General features: G+C 37.6%; 24 protein-coding genes and 1 tRNA gene. 10 read left to right on the plus strand and 15 right to left on the minus strand.

The window, feature by feature from the left end:
* The first annotated feature begins 4 nt into the window (after window positions 1-4).
* Entirely contained in the window at window positions 5-412 is a 408-nt protein-coding gene (locus D172_RS13015; RefSeq protein WP_007377777.1) for a hypothetical protein, read from the plus strand.
* 83 nt (window positions 413-495) lie between these two features.
* Here D172_RS13015 and D172_RS13020 read toward each other — a convergent pair whose 3' ends face one another.
* The 8 genes from D172_RS13020 to rlmE form a co-directional block, all read right to left on the minus strand.
* Entirely contained in the window at window positions 496-2,121 is a 1,626-nt protein-coding gene (locus D172_RS13020; RefSeq protein WP_033023762.1) for a methyl-accepting chemotaxis protein, read from the minus strand.
* A 208-nt stretch (window positions 2,122-2,329) separates the two neighbouring features.
* A tRNA-Leu gene (locus tag D172_RS13025) sits at window positions 2,330-2,414 on the minus strand.
* A 79-nt stretch (window positions 2,415-2,493) separates the two neighbouring features.
* The gene (gene secG / locus D172_RS13030; protein WP_007377779.1) at window positions 2,494-2,847 is read right to left on the minus strand and encodes a preprotein translocase subunit SecG; all 354 of its coding nucleotides are present in this window, start codon (window positions 2,845-2,847) and stop codon (window positions 2,494-2,496) included.
* A gap of 1 nt (window position 2,848) precedes the next feature.
* A complete protein-coding gene (tpiA, locus tag D172_RS13035; RefSeq protein ID WP_007377780.1) occupies window positions 2,849-3,598 on the minus strand; it encodes a triose-phosphate isomerase in 750 nt (249 codons plus the stop codon).
* Between the two features lie 81 nt (window positions 3,599-3,679).
* Window positions 3,680-5,020, minus strand: a complete 1,341-nt coding sequence (gene glmM, locus D172_RS13040) for a phosphoglucosamine mutase (RefSeq protein WP_007377781.1) — start codon at window positions 5,018-5,020, stop codon at window positions 3,680-3,682.
* On the minus strand, window positions 5,020-5,865 hold the full coding sequence (gene folP, locus D172_RS13045; RefSeq protein ID WP_007377782.1) for a dihydropteroate synthase: 846 nt from the start codon (window positions 5,863-5,865) through the stop codon (window positions 5,020-5,022). Before folP ends, glmM begins: the two co-directional genes overlap by 1 nt.
* 235 nt (window positions 5,866-6,100) lie before the next feature.
* Complete coding sequence (gene ftsH, locus D172_RS13050; protein ID WP_033015932.1) at window positions 6,101-8,044, minus strand: ATP-dependent zinc metalloprotease FtsH; 1,944 nt, start codon at window positions 8,042-8,044, stop codon at window positions 6,101-6,103.
* Between the two features lie 66 nt (window positions 8,045-8,110).
* A complete protein-coding gene (gene rlmE / locus D172_RS13055) occupies window positions 8,111-8,740 on the minus strand; it encodes a 23S rRNA (uridine(2552)-2'-O)-methyltransferase RlmE (RefSeq protein WP_007377784.1) in 630 nt (209 codons plus the stop codon).
* Window positions 8,741-8,828: 88 nt separating this feature from the next.
* On the opposite strand from rlmE, the gene yhbY reads away from it, so the two are divergent.
* A complete protein-coding gene (yhbY, locus tag D172_RS13060; protein ID WP_007377785.1) occupies window positions 8,829-9,125 on the plus strand; it encodes a ribosome assembly RNA-binding protein YhbY in 297 nt (98 codons plus the stop codon).
* A gap of 78 nt (window positions 9,126-9,203) precedes the next feature.
* Here the strand turns inward: yhbY and D172_RS13065 are convergent, their stop codons facing one another.
* Together D172_RS13065 and D172_RS13070 are read right to left on the minus strand one after the other, a co-directional pair.
* The gene (locus tag D172_RS13065) at window positions 9,204-9,707 is read right to left on the minus strand and encodes a SixA phosphatase family protein (RefSeq protein WP_007377786.1); all 504 of its coding nucleotides are present in this window, start codon (window positions 9,705-9,707) and stop codon (window positions 9,204-9,206) included.
* The gene (locus D172_RS13070) at window positions 9,704-10,858 is read right to left on the minus strand and encodes a serine hydrolase domain-containing protein (protein WP_007377787.1); all 1,155 of its coding nucleotides are present in this window, start codon (window positions 10,856-10,858) and stop codon (window positions 9,704-9,706) included. The genes D172_RS13065 and D172_RS13070 overlap by 4 nt, the downstream gene beginning before the upstream one ends.
* 114 nt (window positions 10,859-10,972) lie before the next feature.
* Between D172_RS13070 and D172_RS13075 the strand changes: the two genes are divergently transcribed.
* The 6 genes from D172_RS13075 (at window position 10,973) to D172_RS13100 (ending at window position 16,692) form a co-directional block, all read left to right on the plus strand.
* The gene (locus tag D172_RS13075) at window positions 10,973-11,776 is read left to right on the plus strand and encodes a hypothetical protein (protein ID WP_007377788.1); all 804 of its coding nucleotides are present in this window, start codon (window positions 10,973-10,975) and stop codon (window positions 11,774-11,776) included.
* A 92-nt stretch (window positions 11,777-11,868) separates the two neighbouring features.
* Window positions 11,869-12,726 (plus strand): MipA/OmpV family protein, encoded by an 858-nt coding sequence (locus D172_RS13080; protein ID WP_007377789.1) that lies wholly within the window; start codon window positions 11,869-11,871, stop codon window positions 12,724-12,726.
* Window positions 12,716-13,099: a DUF3019 domain-containing protein gene (locus D172_RS13085; protein ID WP_033023763.1), complete on the plus strand. Its 384-nt coding sequence runs from the start codon at window positions 12,716-12,718 to the stop codon at window positions 13,097-13,099. Before D172_RS13080 ends, D172_RS13085 begins: the two co-directional genes overlap by 11 nt.
* 21 nt (window positions 13,100-13,120) lie before the next feature.
* Window positions 13,121-13,825 (plus strand): response regulator transcription factor, encoded by a 705-nt coding sequence (locus D172_RS13090; RefSeq protein ID WP_007377791.1) that lies wholly within the window; start codon window positions 13,121-13,123, stop codon window positions 13,823-13,825.
* A gap of 14 nt (window positions 13,826-13,839) precedes the next feature.
* Window positions 13,840-15,132: an ATP-binding protein gene (locus D172_RS13095; RefSeq protein ID WP_007377792.1), complete on the plus strand. Its 1,293-nt coding sequence runs from the start codon at window positions 13,840-13,842 to the stop codon at window positions 15,130-15,132.
* A gap of 204 nt (window positions 15,133-15,336) precedes the next feature.
* Window positions 15,337-16,692, plus strand: coding sequence for a sodium-dependent transporter (locus tag D172_RS13100; protein ID WP_007377793.1), 1,356 nt, complete (start codon window positions 15,337-15,339; stop codon window positions 16,690-16,692).
* A 76-nt stretch (window positions 16,693-16,768) separates the two neighbouring features.
* Here the strand turns inward: D172_RS13100 and D172_RS13105 are convergent, their stop codons facing one another.
* Entirely contained in the window at window positions 16,769-17,215 is a 447-nt protein-coding gene (locus D172_RS13105; RefSeq protein ID WP_007377794.1) for a GNAT family N-acetyltransferase, read from the minus strand.
* Window positions 17,216-17,276: 61 nt separating this feature from the next.
* Window positions 17,277-18,020 carry a sporulation protein gene (locus tag D172_RS13110; RefSeq protein ID WP_007377795.1) on the minus strand — a complete coding sequence of 248 codons (744 nt, stop codon included), beginning with the start codon at window positions 18,018-18,020 and terminating at the stop codon, window positions 17,277-17,279.
* A gap of 265 nt (window positions 18,021-18,285) precedes the next feature.
* On the opposite strand from D172_RS13110, the gene D172_RS13115 reads away from it, so the two are divergent.
* Both D172_RS13115 and D172_RS13120 read left to right on the plus strand, forming a co-directional pair.
* Entirely contained in the window at window positions 18,286-19,857 is a 1,572-nt protein-coding gene (locus D172_RS13115; RefSeq protein ID WP_007377796.1) for a cation:proton antiporter family protein, read from the plus strand.
* Window positions 19,858-20,434: 577 nt separating this feature from the next.
* Window positions 20,435-20,650 carry a DUF3820 family protein gene (locus D172_RS13120; protein ID WP_007377797.1) on the plus strand — a complete coding sequence of 72 codons (216 nt, stop codon included), beginning with the start codon at window positions 20,435-20,437 and terminating at the stop codon, window positions 20,648-20,650.
* 82 nt (window positions 20,651-20,732) lie between these two features.
* On the opposite strand, the gene D172_RS13125 is transcribed toward D172_RS13120, so the two are convergent.
* From D172_RS13125 to D172_RS13135, 3 genes are read right to left on the minus strand one after another with little or no spacing between them, the layout of a single operon-like run.
* Window positions 20,733-22,004, minus strand: coding sequence for an ATP-binding protein (locus D172_RS13125; protein ID WP_033028585.1), 1,272 nt, complete (start codon window positions 22,002-22,004; stop codon window positions 20,733-20,735).
* Between the two features lie 26 nt (window positions 22,005-22,030).
* Window positions 22,031-22,723: a response regulator gene (locus D172_RS13130; protein ID WP_007378650.1), complete on the minus strand. Its 693-nt coding sequence runs from the start codon at window positions 22,721-22,723 to the stop codon at window positions 22,031-22,033.
* A gap of 14 nt (window positions 22,724-22,737) precedes the next feature.
* Complete coding sequence (locus tag D172_RS13135) at window positions 22,738-23,106, minus strand: DUF3019 domain-containing protein (protein ID WP_007378649.1); 369 nt, start codon at window positions 23,104-23,106, stop codon at window positions 22,738-22,740.
* Window positions 23,107-23,113 lie beyond the last annotated feature (7 nt).

Raw genomic sequence — 23,113 nt, forward strand, 5'->3', positions numbered from 1 at the left:
AACCATGAAGAAGTTAATTTTAGCCAGTGCACTAACATTATGCTCAATCAGCGCCTCTGCTGAGGTAGCTGTTATCGTAAATGCGAGTAATACAAGTAACCTTGATGCAGATACAATCAAAAAGATTTATTTAGGTAAAAGTAAATCATTTGATAATGGTGCGAAAGTAAATCCAGTAAACCAAAATGGCAATAGTGTTGCCGATGAGTTTAATGACAAGGTTGTTGGTAAATCGAGTAGTCAGCTCAATGCCTATTGGTCAAAGCTGGTATTTACAGGTAAAGGAACCCCTCCTGAAAAGCTAGATAATGATCAAGCAGTACTCGACTTTGTTGCAGCAAACAACGACGCAATAGGTTATGTTGATAGTGCAAAGGTCAATGATAGCGTAAAGGTAGTTGGTAAATTTTAATTTACTGATGAATAAAAAAAACCACAATTATTTTTAATTGTGGTTTTTTTAGTTTTAATAAATATAGTTACTTAAAAGTATTACTACTCTATTCTAAATTTAGCTGTTGCATCTAATAAGTTATCTGATAGGTAATGAAGGTTTTTAGCAACATCACGTGCAGCCAATAATGAGTCCATGGTATCCTCAAACGATACGTGCATATTCGATACGTTTTCTACTACCATTGCAGCTACAGAGGTTTGTTCTTCCGTAGCAGCAGCTATTTGAGAGTTCATTCCATTTATTTCGAGCATTTGCTCTGCAATTTTTTCAATAGAAATCCCTGTTTTTTCTGCTGCGGTCGCATTATCAGTAGCCATGTCTCTTGCCGAAGTCATCGCTGTCACAGATTCATTAGCAGCCGTTGTTAATGCACCTAATAACTCGCGTATTTCATTGGTCGAATGTGCTGTACGAGATGCTAATTCACGAACTTCATCAGCTACAACAGCAAAACCACGGCCATGCTCACCAGCACGAGCTGCCTCAATGGCGGCGTTAAGTGCAAGTAAATTAGTTTGATCTGCAATAGAAGTAATTACATTCAATATTTGTGATACATTTTTTGTATCATCCGCCAGTTTATTTATTGTAGTAGCAGCTTGGTTTATTTCATTACTAAGCGTGCGAGATGCAGTTACTGACATCTGTACTTGAGTTCTGCTTTGTTCGACCTCTTTTTCTGCTGTTTCAGCTGCATGGGAAGCACTAGCGGCTGATTGAGAGATATCACCAACGCTTTGCTTCATTTCTTCCATTGATTGCTTAACAATTTCAGCATCGGTAGTTTGTTTCGTTGTGGCACGCTCAGCTTGCTCCATCCCCTGAACAAGTCGCGTAGAATTTTCCATCAAAGGTTCGCACACGGCAATAACCTCAAGTACAGTTTCTCTAAGCAGAGTAATAAACGCATTAAAGTTAATTGATACTTGTCCTATTTCATCTTCAGAGCTTACTTTTAATTGTGTACTAAGAGAGCCTTTACCGCTTGCTAATAAGCTTAAGTTATTTGCAGCATCACTAGCTGACGAGCCAATCCCTCTGGCAATCCAAACGGCCATAAATAATAGTAATATTAACGATACGACGGATACGACTAGCATTAAAGTTAATGCATAGTCAGAACGATCTTTGGTACTAGTAACAAGTTCAAAAAAACGATTGTCTGCTTTTTGTTGCGCACTTTTAAAATTACTTAAGACCTCGTTATAAAGAGATGTTTTTAACTGAGCTTGCTGTTGAATTTTACTAAAATCAGCAGTGCCACTAACCATCCCATTGGCAATAATCGAAGATATCTCTTCATAATTAGCTAACTGCTTTTTTGTCTCACTGTTTATATAGGATTCATTTATCTGTTCAATTAAATTAATATTCGTTTCTAACAATTTATAAGTGTCACTTGCTTTAACAACAAGGTCTTGCTCACCGAATGTGACAGCTTGAGTATAAAGCTCGTCTAACTTTTCTAAAGTACTAACATTTTCTGAAGTAAGCTTAACAACCTTGTATGTAGAGCTCTCCATTTCATTAAGTGATATCCTATTATCATTCATTGCAAAATAATTGATCAGAACGATCGCTAAAAAAGCCAAAACTGCAATACATGTTATTGCATGTATTTTTTTAGTTATGCTTAGGTTTTGAAAAGAGAAGCCTGCGGCCATATTGATTACCTTATTTTATTGTCTATAACTATTATCGGCTTAATAACCATAAGTGTTAACTATATTTGTAATATTTCTAGTTTTTTTGTGATTTTTCGCGAATTTATAAGAAATAATGTAAAAACAGGCTTAAATAGTTCGAAAAACAATCAAAATTATTTTTATTAAAAAAAAACCAGTAACATTGCTGTTACTGGTTTATTAAATTTGGTGCGGATGGGGGGACTTGAACCCCCACGCCCTAAAGCACCACCCCCTCAAGGTGGCGTGTCTACCAATTCCACCACATCCGCATTTCAAGCTTTCGCTTAAGTGTTAAACTTAATGATTTAAATGAGGAATATAAATCGTCTAACATTTATTTAAGTTAAATTAATTTGGTACGTCAGAGCTTTTCTCTTTCGTAGATGTTACAGGAACATCCTCTTCTACAGGAGACACTGTTTCAACTGCAGGCGCTGCTTCTAGATTTTCCCATTCGTCAGTCTTTTTAATTTGACCCGCAGTAAGGTTACCTAAAACAATGCTTAAAACAAAAAATACAGTTGCCAAACTTGTCGTTGTTTTCGTCATGAAATTACCAGCACCTGACGATCCAAAAACAGTAGCAGACGCACCGGCACCAAATGAAGAGCCCATATCTGCGCCTTTACCTTGTTGGATTAAAACCATACCAACTAATGCCAAGGCAACAACTAAATAAACTACTAATAAAATTTCGTACATCTTATACGGTTCCTTCTGCACTTTTACAAATTGCAATAAATGAATCTGCTTTTAGACTAGCACCGCCAATTAGGCCACCGTCTATATCTGTTTGTGCAAATAATAATTCGCTATTTTTTTCATTAACGCTACCACCATATAAGATGGTAAGCCCTTGTGCTAAATTGCCATCTAATGAAGCAATTTTATCACGGATAAATTTGTGAACGTTTTGTGCCTGTTCTGGCGATGCAGTTTTACCTGTGCCGATGGCCCAAACGGGTTCGTATGCTATCACAGAATCTTTTAGTGCCGCTACACCTAATTTATTAATTATTGCATCAATTTGTGTAGAAACGACAAGCTCAGTTTTACCATTTTCTTGCTCTGTTTCACTTTCACCCACACATAAGATTGGAATGAGACCAACATTTTGAGCTCGGGCAAATTTTTCAGCGACCGTAGTATTACTTTCATTATAAATACTACGTCGTTCTGAATGACCTACTAGCACGTACTTCGCGCCTAAATCTTTAATAAGTTTCGCATCAACTTCACCGGTAAAGGCGCCTGGTTTGTTTTCAGAAACAGTTTGCGCTCCTGTACAGACTCCGGTTAAAACCATTGATGATACTAATGGGAAAGGGGGAAATAAGACAATGTCTATCTCTTTTGATTTAACATTGTTGATGGCACCAGACATTTCTTTAATTAGCTCTAACGAACCATTCATTTTCCAGTTGCCTGCGACCATTGGCTTGCGTATTGCCATTTTTCCACTCCACATTAGAAAGCGGGCGAGATATTAACTTTTCTCGCCCAAAGTTACAAGAGGTTATTGTTATCAATCAGTTTATTTGCTCATAGATTCGACAACTGTCGCAATTTTTTGCGCACTATCGAGTACTATTTTTTCTTGTTCTGCTTCAACCATAACACGCACAACAGGCTCAGTACCTGATTTACGAAGTAAAACGCGCCCTTTATCGCCTAAGCTTTTCTCTACTTCGGCAACAGCTGCAAGGACCTCTGTTGTACTCGTTGGATCAGTTCCCGGTGTATAACGTACGTTAATCATTTTCATTGGGTATTTAGTAAAGCCTGCACCTAAGTCTTGTAGAGTACGGTTTTGTGCAACCATTGCAGCCAATACTTGTAGGCTTGAAATAATACCATCTCCGGTACTTATCAAATCTAGATTTAGAACATGGCCCGAGCTTTCCCCACCAATTTTCCAACCCTTCTGTTGCAGTAATTCCATAACGTAGCGATCGCCTACTTTACTACGTGCGAACTCAATTCCTTTGGCTTTTAAAGCATTTTCAAGACCCATGTTAGACATAACAGTCCCAACTACGCCACCACCTAAGTTATCTTCTTGGGCTGCTTGACACGCAATTATATAAACTAGATCATCACCATCAAATACACGGCCATTATGATCAACCATCATAACGCGATCACCATCACCGTCATAAGCAATACCTACGTCTGCTTTAAATTCAAGTACTTTACGTTTAAGTGTATCTACGTGTGTAGCACCACATTCATGATTTATGTTTACGCCATTTGGCTCACACGCATGGGTAATTACTTCAGCACCAAGTTCGCGCATAACAGAAGGAGCAATATGATATGTAGCACCATTAGCACAATCAACGACGACTTTGAGACCCTCTAATGACAAACCTTGTGGAAACTGACTTTTACAAAATTCTATGTAACGACCATCTGCACTGACTAAACGAGATGCTTTACCTAATTTATCAGATGCAACGCAAGTCATTGGCTCATCAAGCATCGCTTCTATTTGAAGCTCTACGGAATCAGCTAGCTTTAGGCCTTGTCCGTTAAAAAACTTAATACCATTATCGTAATAAGGGTTGTGTGATGCACTAATTACAATTCCCGCTTCCGCACGAAACGTTTGCGCTAAATAGGCAACAGCAGGCGTTGGCATAGGGCCAAGTAACACGACGTCAATACCTGCGGCAATTAACCCAGCTTCAAGTGCTGTTTCAAGCATATAACCTGAGATACGTGTATCTTTACCAATAATTACTTTTTTAGTGCCACCCAGAGATAAAACACGCCCTGCAGCCCAACCTAATTTCATAGCAAACTCTGGGTTAATAGGTGCTGTACCAACTAATCCACGCACTCCATCAGTGCCAAAATATTTTCTTTCTTTCATTATTGTATTCCTTGTTCGCAGGCTCGTAATACACTAAGCACGTCTGCGGTTTCTTTTACGTCATGTACGCGAATAATTTTTGCGCCATTTTGCGCCGCGATTAGCGCACCTGCTAAGCTACCTGCCAATCGCTCACTTGTTTCTCTATTTAATAAATTACCTATCATCGATTTACGAGATAAACCAGCCAATAATGGCAAACCCAATTTATTAAAATCATTAAACTTAGCCAATATTTGATAGTTATGGTTAAGCGTTTTTCCAAATCCAAAACCGGGATCTAGGATAAGTCGTTCAAACTTAATCCCGGCTGTTTCACAGGCTTTAATACGTTGACTAAAAAACATATTTATATCTGCAAACAAATCATCATAATGAGGTGCACATTGCATACTGCGAGGTTGCCCTTGCATATGCATTAAACAAATTGCTACATCTTCATAGTGCGCAACCGTTTCTAACGCATCTAATTCTTGCAAAGCTCTTACATCGTTGACTATATCAGCCCCTGCGAGTATTGCTTGTTCCATTACTTGCGCTTTACTGGTATCAATTGAAATAACGCAATCACTGTGCTCACGTATTGCTTTAATAGCGGGAATTACGCGGGCAAGTTCATCTTTCAAACTCACATTTGGTGCGCCGGGGCGGGTAGATTCTCCGCCTATGTCTACAATTTTCGCACCATCATCCAATAACTGCATTGCACGTTTCAGTGCTATTGTTGGGTCTAAAAACAGCCCACCATCAGAAAATGAATCCGGCGTTACATTTAATATTCCCATAATAACGGGCTTTTCAATATTAAGCGTACGTCCTCTGGGAAGCTTTAATATGTTAGTCATTGCCAACCTTTATTCTTTTTCCAATAAAATTAAATTAATGATCTATTATAGCGATAAGTAAATAGCTTAATTACAAGGCGGAATTATGATATATAGTTATTCTATATAAATAATTTCTCAGCGAAGTTAGTGAGTTATTTAATTCGCTAGATTGAACATCCATCAATAAAATTGGTATAAATAACTGATACAAAAAAGCCCCGAAGTACGGGGCTTTCATTCGCTATTTTAACGATTATTCAGCTTTATCATCAAGGTTTGTTTCATCTTTTTTCGATGAATCATCCGATTTTTGACTCTCATCGCTAACTGGCTCTTGAGATTCTTCAGCTTTTACCGGTTTTGCTTCATGGCGGTCATGTGCATCACGCGGTTCACGCACTGGTTGGCGTGCCATTAAATCATCAATTTGCTTAGCATCAATAGTTTCATACTTCATCAGGGCATCTTTCATTGAGTGAAGAATATCAATGTTTTCTTTTAATATTTCTTCTGCTCGTTGATAGTTACGATCTGAAAGTAATCGAACCTCTGCATCAATTATCTTTGCTGTGTCGTCTGACATGCTAGATGCACGACTGCCGCCGCCACCCATATACATTTCATTTTGATCTTCAGCGTAAAGTAACGGACCTAGCTTTTCACTTAAACCCCAGTGTGTAACCATTTTACGAGCAATATCTGTAGCTCGTTCAATATCATTACTCGCACCTGTTGTTACTTTATCAGCACCATAAATAAGCGCTTCAGCAATTCGACCACCGTAAAGGCTAGAAATCATTGATTCTAAAAGCTCTTTTGAATGACTAACACGGTCTTGTTCAGGCAAGTACATTGTTACACCTAGCGCACGGCCACGTGGAATAATAGATACTTTGTAAACTGGATCATGTTCAGGAACCATACGGCCCACAATTGCGTGACCTGCTTCATGATACGCAGTCATTGCTTTTTCTTGCTCGCTCATCACCATGGTTTTGCGTTCTGCACCCATCATGATTTTATCTTTAGCAGCGTCAAATTCAGCCATACTTACAACACGCTTATTGCCACGTGCGGCATAAAGTGCAGCTTCATTTACTAAGTTTGCTAAATCAGCACCGGAGAAACCTGGGGTACCTCTTGCAATAAGTGCCGCTTCAACGTTATCGCCTAATGGCACCTTACGCATGTGTACTTTAAGTATTTGCTCACGGCCACGAATATCAGGTAAACCTACTTCTACTTGACGGTCAAAACGACCTGGACGAAGTAATGCTGGGTCTAATACATCTGGTCGGTTAGTTGCTGCAATAACGATAATACCTTCGTTACCACCAAAGCCATCCATTTCTACTAGCATTTGGTTAAGTGTTTGCTCACGTTCGTCGTTACCGCCGCCCATACCAGCACCACGTTTACGACCAACAGCATCAATCTCATCTATAAAGATAATACAAGGCGCTGCTTTTTTAGCTTGCTCAAACATGTCACGTACACGTGATGCACCAACACCTACAAACATTTCAACAAAATCTGAACCAGAAATTGTAAAAAACGGTACTTTCGCTTCACCCGCAACAGCCTTTGCAAGTAACGTTTTACCAGTACCAGGAGGACCAACCATTAGTACGCCTTTAGGAATACTACCGCCAAGTTTTTGAAACTTAGAAGGGTCACGTAAAAAGTCTACCAATTCGGTAACATCTTCTTTCGCTTCATCACAACCAGCAACATCTGCAAACGTTGTTTTAATTTGATCTTCGCTCATTAAACGCGCTTTACTCTTACCAAATGACATAGCGCCTTTACCGCCGCCGCCTTGCATCTGACGCATGAAGAATATCCATACACCAATAAGCAGTATCATTGGGAACCAAGAAATAAATATACTTGCTAAAAATGACTGTTCTTCAGGTTTTACACCTTTCACATTCACATTACTTTTTAATAAGTCATTTAAAATATCTTTGTCATAAATAGGCATAATCGTTTGAAAACGTTCGCCACTGGTTTTAGTACCTGTAATTGTCCCACTGGTACTTTCAATTGCCACTTCTTGTATAGAGCCATTTCGGGCGTCTTTAACAAATTGACTATAGCTTGTCTGACGATCAACTTGATCGCCACCATTAAAGCTCTGAAAGACTGACATCAGCACAACTGCAATGACCAGCCATAGTATTAAATTTTTCGCCATATCGCTCAAGGGGTTAACCTCTTGTATCCAATTAATTTAAATTCAACTAAACGCCAAGCAACTGTACTACAGTTTGTATCCAGTCGCTACTATATATACTTCCCGAGAACGGGCACGCGAGGCATCAGGTTTACGTATCTTCACTACTTTAAAACTATTACGTACGTCTTGTAAGTATTGATCAAAGCCTTCACCTTGAAACACTTTAACAATAAATGCACCATTTTTCTTTAGCACTTGGCTACACATATCTAATGCAAGCTCTACCAAATACATACTACCAGCTTGATCAACTGAATTATTACCACTCATATTTGGTGCCATGTCAGAGAATACCACATCAACATTTTTCCCATCAATGCGTTTTAATAATGCATTTAATACAGCCTCCTCACGAAAGTCACCTTGTAAGAAGTCTACACCTGCAAGGGAATCCATCGGTAAAATATCACATGCTATTACTTGACCTTTATCACCCACTTTTTCGGCTAAATACTGTGACCAACTACCCGGCGCTGCCCCTAAATCTACCACTGTCATACCCGGACGCAGTATTTTATCTCTGTTCTGAACTTCATCTAATTTAAAAACCGCTCTAGAACGCCAGCCTTTTTTTTGCGCTTCTTGAACATATTTATCATCAAAATGTTCTTTCAGCCATCGCTGTGAACTGGCTGACTGTTTTTTATTTGTCATAAATTAACACGCAACTAATTAGTAATATTCTTTAGATGGCGGTAGAATACCCTTAATTCAAGCCATATTCAGCAAAATTTGTATAAACATGACATTATCAAATAAACAAAAGCAGTTTTTAAAAGGTCAGGCACATAGCCTCAAGCCAGTAGTTTTACTAGGTTCTAACGGTTTAACCGAAGGCGTAGTAATGGAAATTAAAAGTGCGTTAGAAATTCACGAATTGATTAAAGTGAAAGCGCCGACTGACGATCGTGAAACTAAAGCTCTTATTTTTGAAGCTATCGTACGTGAAACTGGTGCGACTAAGTTACAAACAATTGGTCACACTATTGTACTTTATCTTCAAAGTGCTGAGAGAAAAATACATTTACCACGTAACTAAATTACTATTTTAAGTAACCTAGTGTGTTTAATGAAAAAACCAGCTTAATGCTGGTTTTTTGTTATTTTACGTTTTAAATTAAAAACTCATTTTATGATGGGTTACATCATATTCACTGCCAGTACTACTGGGCTTCTTATTTAATATAAAGTACTGAGTAAATTGTGTTTCACTCATTGCTGGCACTTTTTCATTCGAAAGTAGCTCGGCTAATTGCGGTGTTGTATTACTGTGCCCAATAACAACAACTACACCTTTTAGTTTTAGTAACTCATTTTTTAAATCACTTAGCTCACCTGCGTTATACACATTTACGTCGATATTAAAATATGCCTGCAAAGGAGCTGCTGTTTGTAACGTACGTTTATAGTTGCTGCTGAAAATATGTATCTTTTGATATTCTTTAAAAAAAGTAACTAAATTATTTGCACGTGCCTTTCCCGCCTCTGAGAGCGCTGGATTTTTACCCGCTAATTTTTCGCTATGACGAAACAAATATATTTCATCCGGTGTTGCAAATGCCAAACTACAATTAAATAACATAACTAAAAAAATGATTGCTAATATTATTTTATTATTCATATTTTTTTACCTCGTTTGTATTCTAATAGTCTGTCGATGAATTCAGTCGTTAGTTCATTGATTACGCCAGTTTCAGCATTAACTATTAAGCTAAAACCAATATTTAAGTGAGGAAATACAACCACATCACTCCTATAGCCTTGCACCCACCCGCTATGATAATAAAGCGTTTCTTCCGCGTAGTTATAAACACGCCAGCCTAAGCCGTAATATGCTTCATTAAGATGCTTTTTCCACACCCTGCGATACAGTTCTTTTTTTGTATGTGTATAAGGACGTGTTTGTTTTGCTAACGCATCTAGCGATAGAACATCAGGGTATTGTCCTAGTTGCGCTTTTAACCAAATAGCCATATCACTTGCACTGGCATTAACACCTGCTGCGGGCCCTACTTTATAGTAATTTTTTTTAAGTTTAGCAGTATACCAACGCTTTTTACCACGCACGTGAGGGAGTGCAAAATTTTTATCTTTTACCATACCGTCATAACCTAAACTGGCATCTGCCATTTTCAGAGGTAAAAAAACAGCTTTACTTAACCATTGGGAATAATTTTTATTTGTAGCGTGAAAAATCACATCGTCAATTAAGCTAAACATTACATTTTGATAACCGTAGCATTGTCCGGGTTCACAAATTGGCTTAACGCTAAGTAGCTTTTCAACAATATCGGGGTAGCGCATACGCGACTCAATTAAGTTATCGTATGCATTTGGTACTAAACCACTTGAGTGACTTAAAAGGTGAAATACTTTTAAATCATCTTCATACACTGTGTTTTTGAACTCTGGAATATAATTACTTATTAGTTCATCTAACCTTAATATACCGTCAGAGGCTAGCTTTGCAGCTAACGAACCTGCAAAGGTTTTAGACACAGATGCCAATCTAAAACGAGTATGAGCATCAACACTTTGCCCATTACGTGCTTTGGTAGCTCCTATCGGATGAATGTAGTCACTATTTTGAATATTAACTATCGATAATGCCGCACCGGGAATACCTTTACTCTTTAGTTTCTTTTCGGCATAGCGACCGTACTTTTTTACAAATGAATCCCAACCGGGATCCGTTTTTGCTACGACATCTATGGAGCTAAGCAATAAACACAGCGCTAAAAGGCTATACAATACAGAAGGGAGGTACTTCATTTTTTATAATTTTTATCTTTTTAAACTACATCTAGGTACATAATATCATGAAGTTTTGTTTGGACTAACGTACAATACGACGATTATTGTATTTTTAGTGGGTGTGAAGTACTTATGCGTTTTTTAGTTGTGTCACTTTTTATTTTATTTTTAAGCGGGTGTGTTATCACAAAACAACCAGCGGAGCCTTTGGCTATGCCGTTGAAGCCTAACTTAAAAAGCCAAACATACCAGCTTGAATATGAAACGACTCATTCGTCACCAAAAGTTAAATCTGTTCAATTACCTGCGCATAAAGTTATAAAAAATCAAACTGTTAAGATAATTTCAGACAAAGCAAGCCTAACAGACACACTATTATCGCAAATAAGCCAAGCATTAAACGACAAAGCATTAAAAGTAACGACAAAAAATAATAGTGACTATGTTCTTACTATACAGCAGCTTGATTTGTCATTTACAGACGATACAAAATATTTAATTAAACAGCCACAAAAACCCTTTTCGTTTTATACAGAGGTTGCCCAACAGTACCCAATTCAACAATGTGCCACTATTTTTGCTCAAGTCAGCATGCGTCTAACTCATAAAAAGTCTGGCGACATTGTCTGGTTTGCTAAGTCTTCAATCGACAGCGCAAGCTTTCATCGTGAGCCGCTAGTGTATAGTTTTAATGAAGAACAAAAAATTACGAATGAATTAGAAGTTGTTGCCTTTATCCACCAGCAAAATACAGAAGAGGCACGTTTAGCAAGGTTAGGTAAAGAAATACAAATTCCTAGCTACAAAACACTATCTAAGTTATCAAGCTTAACAAAGCTTACCGGTCCATGTAATCGTACAGAAATAAGTGCATTAACCCCCATGATGCAATTTTATTTAAGCAGTATATTAATCGATAAAATTAAAGTTCAGTAATTTCTAATGTTTGCTACATTTTTTTACAGATTTAAGGAACGTATTAACAATATACTACGCTTTATAACATATAATAATTAGGCTCTTTTGAGATGAAAAACGCTTTACTTAATTATACTTTTTTTATCATTACACTCCTATGTATGAGTATTTTTAGTACTTCAAGTATGGCAAGTAATCGTTATTATGCTGATAACACCTTAGAGCCAACTCAAGGTTTTGCATGGGATTGGAGCGCTGGTGTTGGTTATCATATCGGTGACTCTTACCTAATAGGTGTCGACTCTTATGACCATGGAATGCTGGTTGACTTAACACTTGCCCTATCTTATGAAAATTTTTATCTCGACTTTGATCATAATCAACTAAGTGGCGGCCTTGTTGTAGGTTACAGCCTGATAGACAAGTTTGATTGGGGTCTCGATATTTTAGGTACAAATGTTCAAAGTGGCTTTAACGATAAAGGACTAGGTCTATACAATGATGGCATTATCGATGAGTTAAGGGGTATAAAAACACGTAACTACGATTTTGATACCGGACTCAGATTAACTCGTCGATTTGAAAACTCACAAATTTCTTTTGAATACCTTCATGACATTTCTGGCACACATAATGGCTGGATCGTAAATACCTTTTTTAGCCATATTTTACCCTGGCGTAACTGGGAGTTTAGAACTGGAGTTGGGTTGAGTGCTTACTCTAGTGACTTCACCAATTATTATTTTGGTATAGACAGTAGTGAAGCGACGAGTGATCGTCCAATTTATAGAACAAATGCAAGTAGCAGTATGATGTTTGAATTCCATGCTGAGTACCCAATTAACCAAGATTGGGTCTTTTTAGCAGGATGGCTGACGACTTGGTTTTCAAATGAGATTGATGAAAGCCCTATTATTACTCGAAGATATCAACACCAAGCCAAGGTAGGCCTTCGTTATGTATTCTAGATGGGTCTGTGCTTTTCTGCTTTTCCCTACGGCATTTTTATCAAAAGCAGATGAAATGCCCAATGCTCTTATTGCGCTTCCAGATACTTGTGTCGCACTTAGAGAAGGAAGAAACTGTTATGCTGATATCACTCTAACATGGCATCAGCCAACGTTTGGCAATTACTGCTTACGCGATGCGACCTCAAAGTACATTATGCAATGCTGGCTTAAACAAAAGGAAGGAACTTTTAATTATGCTTTTGATTCACAGCAGAGTATCTCATTTGAGCTCTTTGATAGTAATACATCTAAAGTTATTAGCCTTACAGAAGTAAAACTACAGTGGGTATATCAAAACAGACAAAAGAAACGCCGTTGGCGATTATTTTAATAAACACATTAAGGATAATTTATGAATAACTACGGCACTATTTTACTCGTTGAAGATGATGTATCGCTCGCTCAGTGGGTTGCAGAATACTTAACGGAGCAAGGTTATACGACCCATGTATGCCATCGAGGCGACGAGGTTATTGGCCAAGTAAAAACCTTAAATCCTAGCATTGTCCTACTTGATATTATGCTTCCTGGACAAGACGGAATTAGCGTATGCAGAGAACTGCGTAGCTTTTATAACTCCCCTATTATAATGCTCACCGCACGCGATGAAGAAATGGATGAAGTAATAGGGTTAGAAGTTGGTGCAAGTGACTATGTCATGAAACCCGTTCGCCCTCGTGCACTTTTAGCTAGAATTAAAGCTGCACTTCGCCAAAATAATGAACCAAACAAATCACTGGCAAACGAAAAATTAATAACGGTTGGCGCGCTGAGTATTAACACAGAATCTAGAAGCGTAAAATTAAACGATCTTGATATAAATATATCCAGCGCAGAGTATTTACTTCTTCACTATTTAACGAGTAATGCGGGTCAAGTCGTATCACGTGATGCTGTTTTTAAAGCAACAAAAGGCCGTGAGTATGACGGCTTGGATAGAAGTGTTGACGTACTTATTTCAGCACTGCGCAAAAAATTTAATGATGATCCACAAAATCCGACTAAAATTAAAACTATATGGGGACGAGGTTACTTACTCGTATCTACCGCATGGTAAAAAGTGATACATAAGTGAAGAAGTTTTATATTTCACTACTTAGCAGTGCGCTTTTATCTATCGTTGTACTTGGCTGGTTAATTGATGCATTTAGCCAACAAACACAAACCTCAGAAGATGAATTTAGTGTGCAAAGTAAGATGATAATGGGCTTTAGCAAACAATTAGCTAATATCCCAACTTCTGAACGTGGTCGTTATGTAAAGCAACTAGCGAATGAGTTTAATTTATTAATTGATTACAAGCACAATGAATCTCTCGCACTACCTCCTTCATTATTATTACAGATGCACACTGCCGGTGGGTTGATTTTAGAAGATCAACAAGGCTTCTATATGCTTTATAGTAGTCAAATATTAAGCCCCTTTCATATATCAATGCGGTTAGACAAACGCGTAGATACTGAGCAGCGCAATGATATATTTTTAACACTACTATTTTATGCTGGTTTGTGCGTATTTATGGGGTTTATTATTACCCCTCTTGCAAAGCGCTTAACAGTCTTAAATGAAGCAGCTAAAAAGTTTGCCTCAGGTAATGTACAAGCAAGAATTAAAGTATCGCACTTCACCTACATAAAAGATGTAGAGCTCACATTTAACAGAATGGCCAGTCAGATAGAAAAACTAGTCGCCGAAAATAAACTAATGGCGTCAAGCTTATCTCACGATATTCGTACACCCATTGCGTGCCTGCGCTTTGGATTAGATGCGGCTATTGATAGCTATGATGAGCAACAAATAAAAAAATATTTATCCCGTATGGAAAGCGATTTAGACCATATGGAGTCTATGTTAAAAAGCTATTTAGCCTTTGCAACGCTTGAGCAAAATGCCAACAAATTGACCTACTCTTCAACTAATATTAAGCACTATCTCAGTGATATATTAATACAACTTGCACCTAAATTTGAATCGCAAATGCTCAACGTACAACTTAATAGCTCAAGTGACATTATCAATGCCGACTTACATTGGCTTGCTCGTGCAATAACTAACTTATTAAATAATGCTTGTGACTTCGCAGAGCTACATATTTATCTAAGTGCTAAAGTGTACGAACACCAGCTTGTAATCACTGTTGAAGACGATGGCCCTGGTATAGCAAAAGAAAATTTTAACAACGTATTTAGCCCATTTTTCAAAGAAGAAGAACATCGTAACCGCGCAGATAAAAGCTATGGGCTAGGCCTTGCGATTGTTGAAAAAGTAGCTGATTGGCATCATGGCAGCGTAAAAGTAAGTAAAAGTAACCAATTAGGTGGAGCCTGTTTTACACTCATTATCGATCAACATCACAAAGCGTAAAGCATTAATTACACCCTGTAATTAACATTTTAAAAACAAAAACAACCTGTTAACTATAACTATACAGTAACATTTATTAAAAACATCGCGTATACCATACTACTGGCATACTAAATTGTGTGAGATCAGCAAATAAGCACTTTTTATTTTTTTACATTTCCAGTAGATTGTCTGCGCCGTCAAAAAATAGAGAAGTACAATAATATGAGCGCAGTTAGAGGCGAGTTTAGTTCTCGTTTTGGTTTTATTATGGCCGCCGCAGGTTCTGCTGTTGGCTTGGGTAATATTTGGGGATTCCCTACACAAACAGCCAGCAATGGTGGTGCTGCTTTTTTAGTAGCATATTTAGTACTCGCGTTCTTTTTGGCTTACCCAGCTTTAATGGCCGAACTTATGATTGGTCGCCATGGTCAAGCAAATGCAGTTTCATCGCTTCAAAAAATATCTAATAGACCTTGGCAAAAACACTTCGCGTTTATTGTGGGTTTTGGCGGTATTTTATGTGCTGGATTTATATTAAGTTTTTACGCGATTGTTGCCGGTTGGATGCTCAGCGCAACAGCAGAGCCAATAGCGACGCTTGTTGGTGCAAACTCTACATCCACATGGCTAAGCGAGCAATCACTTACGCGAAATATTATATTTACTATGGTCTTTATCTTATTAACCGTCGCTATTATTAGTCGAGGTGTTGAAAATGGTATAGAAAAATGGTCAAAGCGTTTAATGCCTGCATTACTGGGAATTTTATTTTCATTAATTGCTTATGTAATGACGCAAAATGGCGCAATGGAAGGCTTAAAGGCGTACTTAGTTCCTGATTTTTCTTCTATTTTTGATCCTCAGTTATTAGTCAGTGCGTTAGGCCAAGCTTTTTTCTCATTATCATTGGGTACCAGTGTAATGATTATTTATGGCTCATACATTAGTAAAAAAGAGAACCTCGTTTCATTAGGTGCTTATGTAACCCTTATTGACGTCTTCATTGCCTTTGTAGCAGGTTTACTTATTATTCCTGCAATGTATGTCGCTCAAGCACAAGGCGTAGAAATATTTTCACCGGTAACAGGGAAGCTGTTATCAGAAGATACATTAGTATTCCAAGTACTACCTGCATTATTTGATGGTATGGGTAGCGTAGGCTTATTTGTTGGCTTTGCATTTTTTGCGTTGATGAGCATAGCAGCGCTAACATCATCAATCTCAATGCTTGAAGCACCGGTATCATACACAGTAGAACGCTTTGCAATGAAACGTGTGCAAGCTACTTGGTTCATTGGCGCTTTAATTGCTGTCGTTAGTATTACAATTGTATGCAATCTCAGCTCTTTATTTGGTCTGGTTATAACACTTACAACGAAAGTTGCCCAACCACTATTAGGGTTAATGTGTTGCATATTTGTTGGTTGGATTTGGTACAGGGGTTCACTACTCAAAGCTATTCAACAAGGAAACCCTGAAGTCCATAATACATTTTTTTGGAAAATATGGCCTTGGTATACTAAGTTTGTATGCCCACTAGCAATAGGTACAGTTTTTTTACATTCGTTATTAAGTTAAGCACTATAAAAATAGCCCACATTTGTGGGCTATTTTGTTAGCTATTAAATTAAGTCACTTAGCGTAGTAAAAATCACTAAACCACTTTTAAAATCATGTCTTGATGAGGAATGCCATCTTCAAGGTACTCTTCCCCCACACTTTCGAAACCAAATGAGCGATAAAAGTCGAGTAAATATGTTTGCGCGCCAATGTAAATATCACGCTCAGGCCACTGGTCTTTACAACACTTTATAGCTGTAGCTACAAGCTCACTTGCATAACCTTTGCCTCGTACCTTTTCATTCACTAAAACACGCCCTATTGAGCTGTACTGCGCGTTTCTATCATAACAACGAGCGTAGCTAAGCAACTTATTATTATCAATGCTATATATGTGCCGAGTAGTTACAGCAACATCATGATCATCAAGCTCTGGGTAAGGACAAGCCTGCTCAACTACAAACACATCCACCCGACCGCGAACAATAGTAAAAAGTGTATGTGTATCAAAAGCCTCAAATGACTCACATTTAAACTGCATATTAAATCCTATAGACAAAAAACCCAGCCTAAGCTGGGTTTGTTTAAATCACTGGCGAGTATTAAGCAAATAAACGCTCTAACTGATCACAAAGCTGTGAAAGATTAACATGATCATGCTCTATTGTTACGTCAATATAACCATCACCTTTAAAAGCACGATCGAGCTCAATTAAAACATGTGTTTTATGCGCTTCCGGCACAAACGACAATTCAATTTCCTGAATGCCAAATAAGCTTCTGCTATTAGGTTTATATTCAAGCTCTTGATAACAGCCAGATACAGACTGAAATGTAGATGCGCGTAAATGCCCCTTCTCCACATCAGCTTTAGCTAAGCTAAAACCTAATTTTTCCATTGCCTGCATACAGGTTTTAACTGCTTCATTAGGGTAAATATGCAAATGGTCTTTATCAGTAGGGTCAAGTGCTAAATCAATATCCAAACCAGTTTCTAGCCAAACGTGAGATTGATTGTAACCTGCATTAATTTCTGTAATTGGTGTTTCAGAGTGAAGACGCGCCTCAAAAGGAATACTTTTAACTTCGCCAGGCTCAATTGTACCAATTTCAGTGATGCGCCACTGATCAATTACATGATTAGTAAAATAGTCCCCATCATCTCCTGCTACTTTAACACGAGTCATTAGTAGCAAATCTAATCCTGATATTTCTTGGCTTACATCACCTGCAGTAATCACAATTTGTGCATTGAAAAGCTGGCCTGGTTGCAAGTGCTCTGTCTCTAAAATAGTGTCTACTTTAGCGGCACCAATACCTACCGATGCTAAAATCTTTTTAAACATATATTTCTCCTTAAGCTGAGCGGCTCTGTTATATGCTCTAACTTAAACCTCTTCGTTATCGCATCTTAACCATATTTAAAAGCGGTTGTCAGTGAAAAAGTGTTATTTACATGCTATTTACGATTAAATACGTGTTGTATGAGCATTTTTCATACGCAGTAAGGTATCAACTTCATTAAATGAGCATGTCTTTACACTATATTTATTTTCATTGATATGAGTTTTTCGCTACACTGCAATACCAAATGAAGTGATATTAAGAATTATGGAACTAATCTATTTTGCTACCGCGTTTGTTTGTGGTTTTGCTGTTTACCAATTAAAACTACCTCCTCTTATTGGCTTTTTATTAGCAGGCTTTGCTTTAAATTTATCGGGTTATAAAAGTACAGAATTGCTTGATACAATTGCAGCCCTTGGTGTTACCCTTTTATTATTCAGCATTGGCTTAAAACTCAAAGTTAATAGCTTAATGAAACCGCAAGTCTGGGCACCAGCCACGCTTCACATTATTTTTAGTAGTGCTTTATTCAGTGGCTTTATGTTATTGCTTGGGGTCTTCGCCCTCCCTCTTTTTGTCGACTTGAGTTGGCAAAGCGCCTTATTAGTTGGGTTTGCCCTAAGTTTTTCTAGTACAGTATTTGCGGTGAAAGTACTCGAAGAACGCGGAGAAATGGCAAGTTTACACGGCAAAATTGCCATTGGTATATTGGTAATGCAAGATATATTCGCCGTAATATTTTTAGCAATTAGTACAGGCAAAATCCCTAATGTTTGGGCGTTGGCGCTTATTGTTGCTCTACCTTTATTGCGCCCTCTTATGTACTGGGTGCTTAATCGCTCTAAACATGGTGAGCTACTCCCATTATTTGGCTTTTTCTTTGCGCTTATTGCAGGTTATAACGCATTTGAATATGCAGGCCTTAAAGGTGATTTAGGAGCACTTATAATAGGAATGATGTTTGCACCGCATAAAAAAGCTGGCGAATTATCAAAATCGTTACTTAATTTAAAAGATATATTACTGGTTGGTTTTTTCTTAAGCATTGGCTTAAATGCCGAGCTAACGATTAATTCTTTAATTATTGCCATCATACTTATTTTTGTATTACCGATTAAAATAGCCCTTTATTATTTATTTACAAATGCATTTAAACTACGTGCTCGTACGTCGCTACTTACAGCCTTTAGTTTATCCAATTACAGTGAGTTTGGCCTTATTGTATGTGCGGTAGCGGCTACAACGGGGATGATTACTTCTGAGTGGTTAGCGGTAATGGCTATCGCTGTTTCTATCACCTTTGTGATTGCATCTCCTCTAAACAAGCGCTCAAACGAGTTATATGTAAAAGTAGAACATTGGCTATTAAAGTTCGAAAGTAAAACACGCTTAGCAGAAGAACTACCTGTAAATCTGAACGATACTAAAATAGTTATTTTTGGAATGGGTCGAATTGGTACTGGTGCATACGAAACAATTAACGCTACGCACCCAAATTTAGTTGCTGGTATTGACATAAAACCTGAGGTGGTTGATAAACATATTAATAGAGGCAGAAAAGTGCTGATTGCAGATGCAACCGATCCCGACTTTTGGCAACGCGTAAACCACTCTCATGTAGAAATGGTTATGCTTACAATGCCAAAGCATATGCAGAATATTTTTGCTTTAGAGCAGCTCCAAGCCTCAGGTTATAAAGGTCAGGTAACTGCCATTGCAAACTACCCAGATCAACAAAAAGAGCTTGAAGATATGGGCGTACACTCGACCTATAACTTTTACCTAGAGGCTGGTAGTGGTTTTGCTGAACATGTAAAACAAAAACTGTTTACGTAAAGTGAGATCTAGTCCTTAATAATTACTAAAGATAATTTAAGCTTTTTTCCTACACGGATGTAGGTAATGGGCGTTATCAGAACGTAGAAACGTGTTAATAATTTTTATTTAGAACAACTAGGTAAAAAAATTTGCCTAGTTCGGCGCAATTTTCTTACCGTTAAATAGACTCCATATAGAAGCAGATTGGTATAAATCCCCCCAAGTTAGAACAAATTTTAATCCGGAAAGATCAACAAGCAATAGCTAAAAAATAAAAATAATGAACTATACATTTATTTTAATACTTTTTGATGACTGAAAATCAATTCTATTTACATTCCTTTACAAGCGGGCCAACTAACATGTAAAAAAACAGGTAAACTGTTCGTGTTGGTTAAATAAGCTTCATGTTCTAAGACTTAATTAATTAGACTCCAGCTAATTAAAGTTCAACTAAGTTTAATTTTCTAACATAAATTCTTAATTAAGAGGGCCTACTCCCTCACTCAATAGGCTGTTTCTTGCCCGTCACAGCCTATTTTATTTCCTTAAAACACCTTACACTTAACTATGTCTTATACATTGAAGTAAGTGAATGGATCCAGAACAATTAAAACTTGCCATTAATACCAAGATGCCGTTTGGAAAATATGCAGGACGCCCATTATTAATGCTGCCAGAGCCTTATCTTGTGTGGTTTAAGCAACAAGGCTTTCCTGATTCAAAACTAGGTAGTCAATTAGCAATGATGTACGTAGTAAAGTTGAATGGGCTTGAGCAAATGTTGATGCCGTTATTAGAAAAAAAATAAAATAATTGGAAACTATTTTTAAAATACACGGTCTACTACTTTGCTACTTGTTGATTTTGGTTTTAACCACAAAAAAAGCGCCTTAAGGCGCTTTTTTTATATCCTCCATGAAACTACTTTTTAGCGGCAAGCTAATGACAAATTTAGCCCCACCAAGGACTGATTTTTCAACCCAGTAATCACCTTGATGCCAAGATACAATTTTACTCACAATAGCGAGTCCTAAACCAAACCCACCTGTTTTTTTGTCTCTACTCTTATCGAGGCGCGTAAAAGGTTTAAACACATTTTCTCGCTCCATTTCAGCGATACCTATTCCATCGTCTTCAACAATAAATAGTATGCTGTGAGGCTCAGTAAGCAGTGTTACTTTTACTTGGCTTATTGCGTATTTAATAGCATTACCAATCAAGTTCTGAAATACGCGAGCAATGAAATGACTATCGCATTTATAGCTTAACTTGTCAGGCAAGTTATTTATAAGTCTAATTCGCGTGTCAAAATTTAGCTTTTCAATACTTATTTTAACCAATCCGACTAGATCACAACTTACAGACTGTAAACTTGGTTGCTGAGAGTCTAACCTTGCGTATTCAAGCATTTCTGAAACAAGTGATTCAAGTTCATTTATATCAGCGCTCATATTAGCTAAATATTTTTCGCTTTTATCATCTAAAAGTTGATCTTGGAGCATAGCAATTGCAAATTTAAGACGTGCCAACGGCGTTCGAAATTCATGAGAAACGGACGATGTAAGCTCCTGCTGAGCTGTTAATAAAAAAGTTATACGTTGTTGCATTACTTTTAGTGTATCGGTAACGGGTAAAAAGAACGATTTAGAGGTATTTGTTAATTGAAAATCTTGCAAGCCTTCGACGGCCTCACATGCGTGTCGTAATTTAGAAAAATCACGCCAAAGTAAAAAGCTCCAAAGACCTACAGGCACACCAACAATAATAAGTAATAACAAATATGGCCAAACAGAAGTGGGGGTAGACGTTGATACTCCTACAGGACCAACCTGTAGCAGTTCATTTTCGCTAAGCTCTACATACCATACAATACGTTGTTGTTTATCGTATAAATAGAGGTAGTGATTGTCTGTTAATTTCGCTTGTTGTGCTAAAGGTAATATTAAATCACGACGAGCAATTATGTGGCTTTCAAAATTATGTTCTAGCTTTTTTAGACCGTTAGGAGTTTGTGAGAGCAACCAAAGCGATTGCCCAAACTCATCGTCTAATAATACTTGCTGCTGTGAGTCTTCATAAGGCCATAACTGTTCAACTACACCGCTTACTACGAATAAAGAAACCACGATGTAAATATATAAACTCGTAAACAGTTTTCCCATTAAAGCCGACTAACCCATAACATTAATTATAATTCCCATGCATCAGAAACAAATAAATAACCTTGTCCCCACACTGTTTTGATACGATAAGGCTTATCGCTATTGTCACCTAGTTTTTTACGAATGCGTGATACCCTAACGTCAACAGTTCGATCAAGACCGTCGTACTGACGTCCTATCATATGTTGATGGACATGTTCACGACTAAGCACTTCACCCGCATTAGAGGCCAGTAACCAAAGTAGTTCAAATTCATGAGAAGTAAGCGTTATTTCATTATTATTTAATTTTACGATACGGCTTGTTTTATCTATGCTTAGATCACCAAACTGTAACTCTTCACTTGCTTTCACGATAGGTTGACCACGGCGTAACAGCGCATTTATTCTGGCGAGTAATACACGCGGTTCGGCAGGTTTTATAACGTAGTCATCAGCACCAAGCTCTAAACCAAGTACCTGATCAAAATCTTCACCTTTGGCTGTTAGCATAAGAATAGGCAGAGTATATTTATCGCGAACTTGACGGCAAACGCTAAAACCATCTTTTCCTGGTAGCATTACATCTAAAATAATTAGATCGACTGGATTAGCTTCTAAGTAGTCAAAGACTGCATCGCCACGATCTAACACTGCGACTTCTAAGCCGTTATGTTCAAGGTAATCTTTTGTTAATTGCTGTAAGCCGAGATCATCTTCAACAAGTAAAATTTTTGGCATTAGTTGCTCCTAATTTAAAAAAAGCTCCACGGAGAGCGAAGTCTGCGCCTATTTTTCTTTGCGTGCGCGCTCTGTACTTCAACCTGTATTTTTGCTAATAGTACACCCGTGTGAGGATTGATTAGGGAGTATATGGTCTCTACCTGAACCCGCGCTTTATAATTGAATTGCCCCGAACGTTGCTGTTTCCAACAATAAATTTTTTCATCTTGTTGATATAAACAAACATCACTCAATGCTTCTTGCTGCCAATTAAATTGTAAATCAAGATCACAAAATGCTTGTTGCTCAGAAATCACACATACTTTGGGAGAGACGCTAAAATTAGCGGTTTGTGCTCTGCAAGAACCACTAAATAGCGATGCTATAAACACAATAAACATTAAATAC

The organism is Pseudoalteromonas sp. Bsw20308, from assembly GCF_000310105.2.
GTDB lineage: Bacteria > Pseudomonadota > Gammaproteobacteria > Enterobacterales > Alteromonadaceae > Pseudoalteromonas > Pseudoalteromonas fuliginea.

Coding starts and splice junctions, on each gene's coding strand:
- D172_RS13100 (WP_007377793.1), top strand. CDS start 15,337: ATGAGCGCAGTTAGAGGCGAGTTTAGTTCTCGTTTTGGTTTTATTATG.
- D172_RS13065 (WP_007377786.1), bottom strand. CDS start 9,707: ATGAATAATAAAATAATATTAGCAATCATTTTTTTAGTTATGTTATTT.
- D172_RS13085 (WP_033023763.1), top strand. CDS start 12,716: ATGTATTCTAGATGGGTCTGTGCTTTTCTGCTTTTCCCTACGGCATTT.
- ftsH (WP_033015932.1), bottom strand. CDS start 8,044: ATGGCGAAAAATTTAATACTATGGCTGGTCATTGCAGTTGTGCTGATG.
- D172_RS13075 (WP_007377788.1), top strand. CDS start 10,973: ATGCGTTTTTTAGTTGTGTCACTTTTTATTTTATTTTTAAGCGGGTGT.
- rlmE (WP_007377784.1), bottom strand. CDS start 8,740: ATGACAAATAAAAAACAGTCAGCCAGTTCACAGCGATGGCTGAAAGAA.
- D172_RS13125 (WP_033028585.1), bottom strand. CDS start 22,004: ATGGGAAAACTGTTTACGAGTTTATATATTTACATCGTGGTTTCTTTA.
- D172_RS13105 (WP_007377794.1), bottom strand. CDS start 17,215: ATGCAGTTTAAATGTGAGTCATTTGAGGCTTTTGATACACATACACTT.
- D172_RS13070 (WP_007377787.1), bottom strand. CDS start 10,858: ATGAAGTACCTCCCTTCTGTATTGTATAGCCTTTTAGCGCTGTGTTTA.
- folP (WP_007377782.1), bottom strand. CDS start 5,865: ATGACTAACATATTAAAGCTTCCCAGAGGACGTACGCTTAATATTGAA.
- D172_RS13120 (WP_007377797.1), top strand. CDS start 20,435: ATGGATCCAGAACAATTAAAACTTGCCATTAATACCAAGATGCCGTTT.
- D172_RS13080 (WP_007377789.1), top strand. CDS start 11,869: ATGAAAAACGCTTTACTTAATTATACTTTTTTTATCATTACACTCCTA.
- D172_RS13090 (WP_007377791.1), top strand. CDS start 13,121: ATGAATAACTACGGCACTATTTTACTCGTTGAAGATGATGTATCGCTC.
- D172_RS13115 (WP_007377796.1), top strand. CDS start 18,286: ATGGAACTAATCTATTTTGCTACCGCGTTTGTTTGTGGTTTTGCTGTT.
- D172_RS13020 (WP_033023762.1), bottom strand. CDS start 2,121: ATGGCCGCAGGCTTCTCTTTTCAAAACCTAAGCATAACTAAAAAAATA.
- D172_RS13015 (WP_007377777.1), top strand. CDS start 5: ATGAAGAAGTTAATTTTAGCCAGTGCACTAACATTATGCTCAATCAGC.
- D172_RS13135 (WP_007378649.1), bottom strand. CDS start 23,106: ATGTTTATTGTGTTTATAGCATCGCTATTTAGTGGTTCTTGCAGAGCA.
- D172_RS13130 (WP_007378650.1), bottom strand. CDS start 22,723: ATGCCAAAAATTTTACTTGTTGAAGATGATCTCGGCTTACAGCAATTA.
- yhbY (WP_007377785.1), top strand. CDS start 8,829: ATGACATTATCAAATAAACAAAAGCAGTTTTTAAAAGGTCAGGCACAT.
- glmM (WP_007377781.1), bottom strand. CDS start 5,020: ATGAAAGAAAGAAAATATTTTGGCACTGATGGAGTGCGTGGATTAGTT.
- secG (WP_007377779.1), bottom strand. CDS start 2,847: ATGTACGAAATTTTATTAGTAGTTTATTTAGTTGTTGCCTTGGCATTA.
- D172_RS13110 (WP_007377795.1), bottom strand. CDS start 18,020: ATGTTTAAAAAGATTTTAGCATCGGTAGGTATTGGTGCCGCTAAAGTA.
- tpiA (WP_007377780.1), bottom strand. CDS start 3,598: ATGGCAATACGCAAGCCAATGGTCGCAGGCAACTGGAAAATGAATGGT.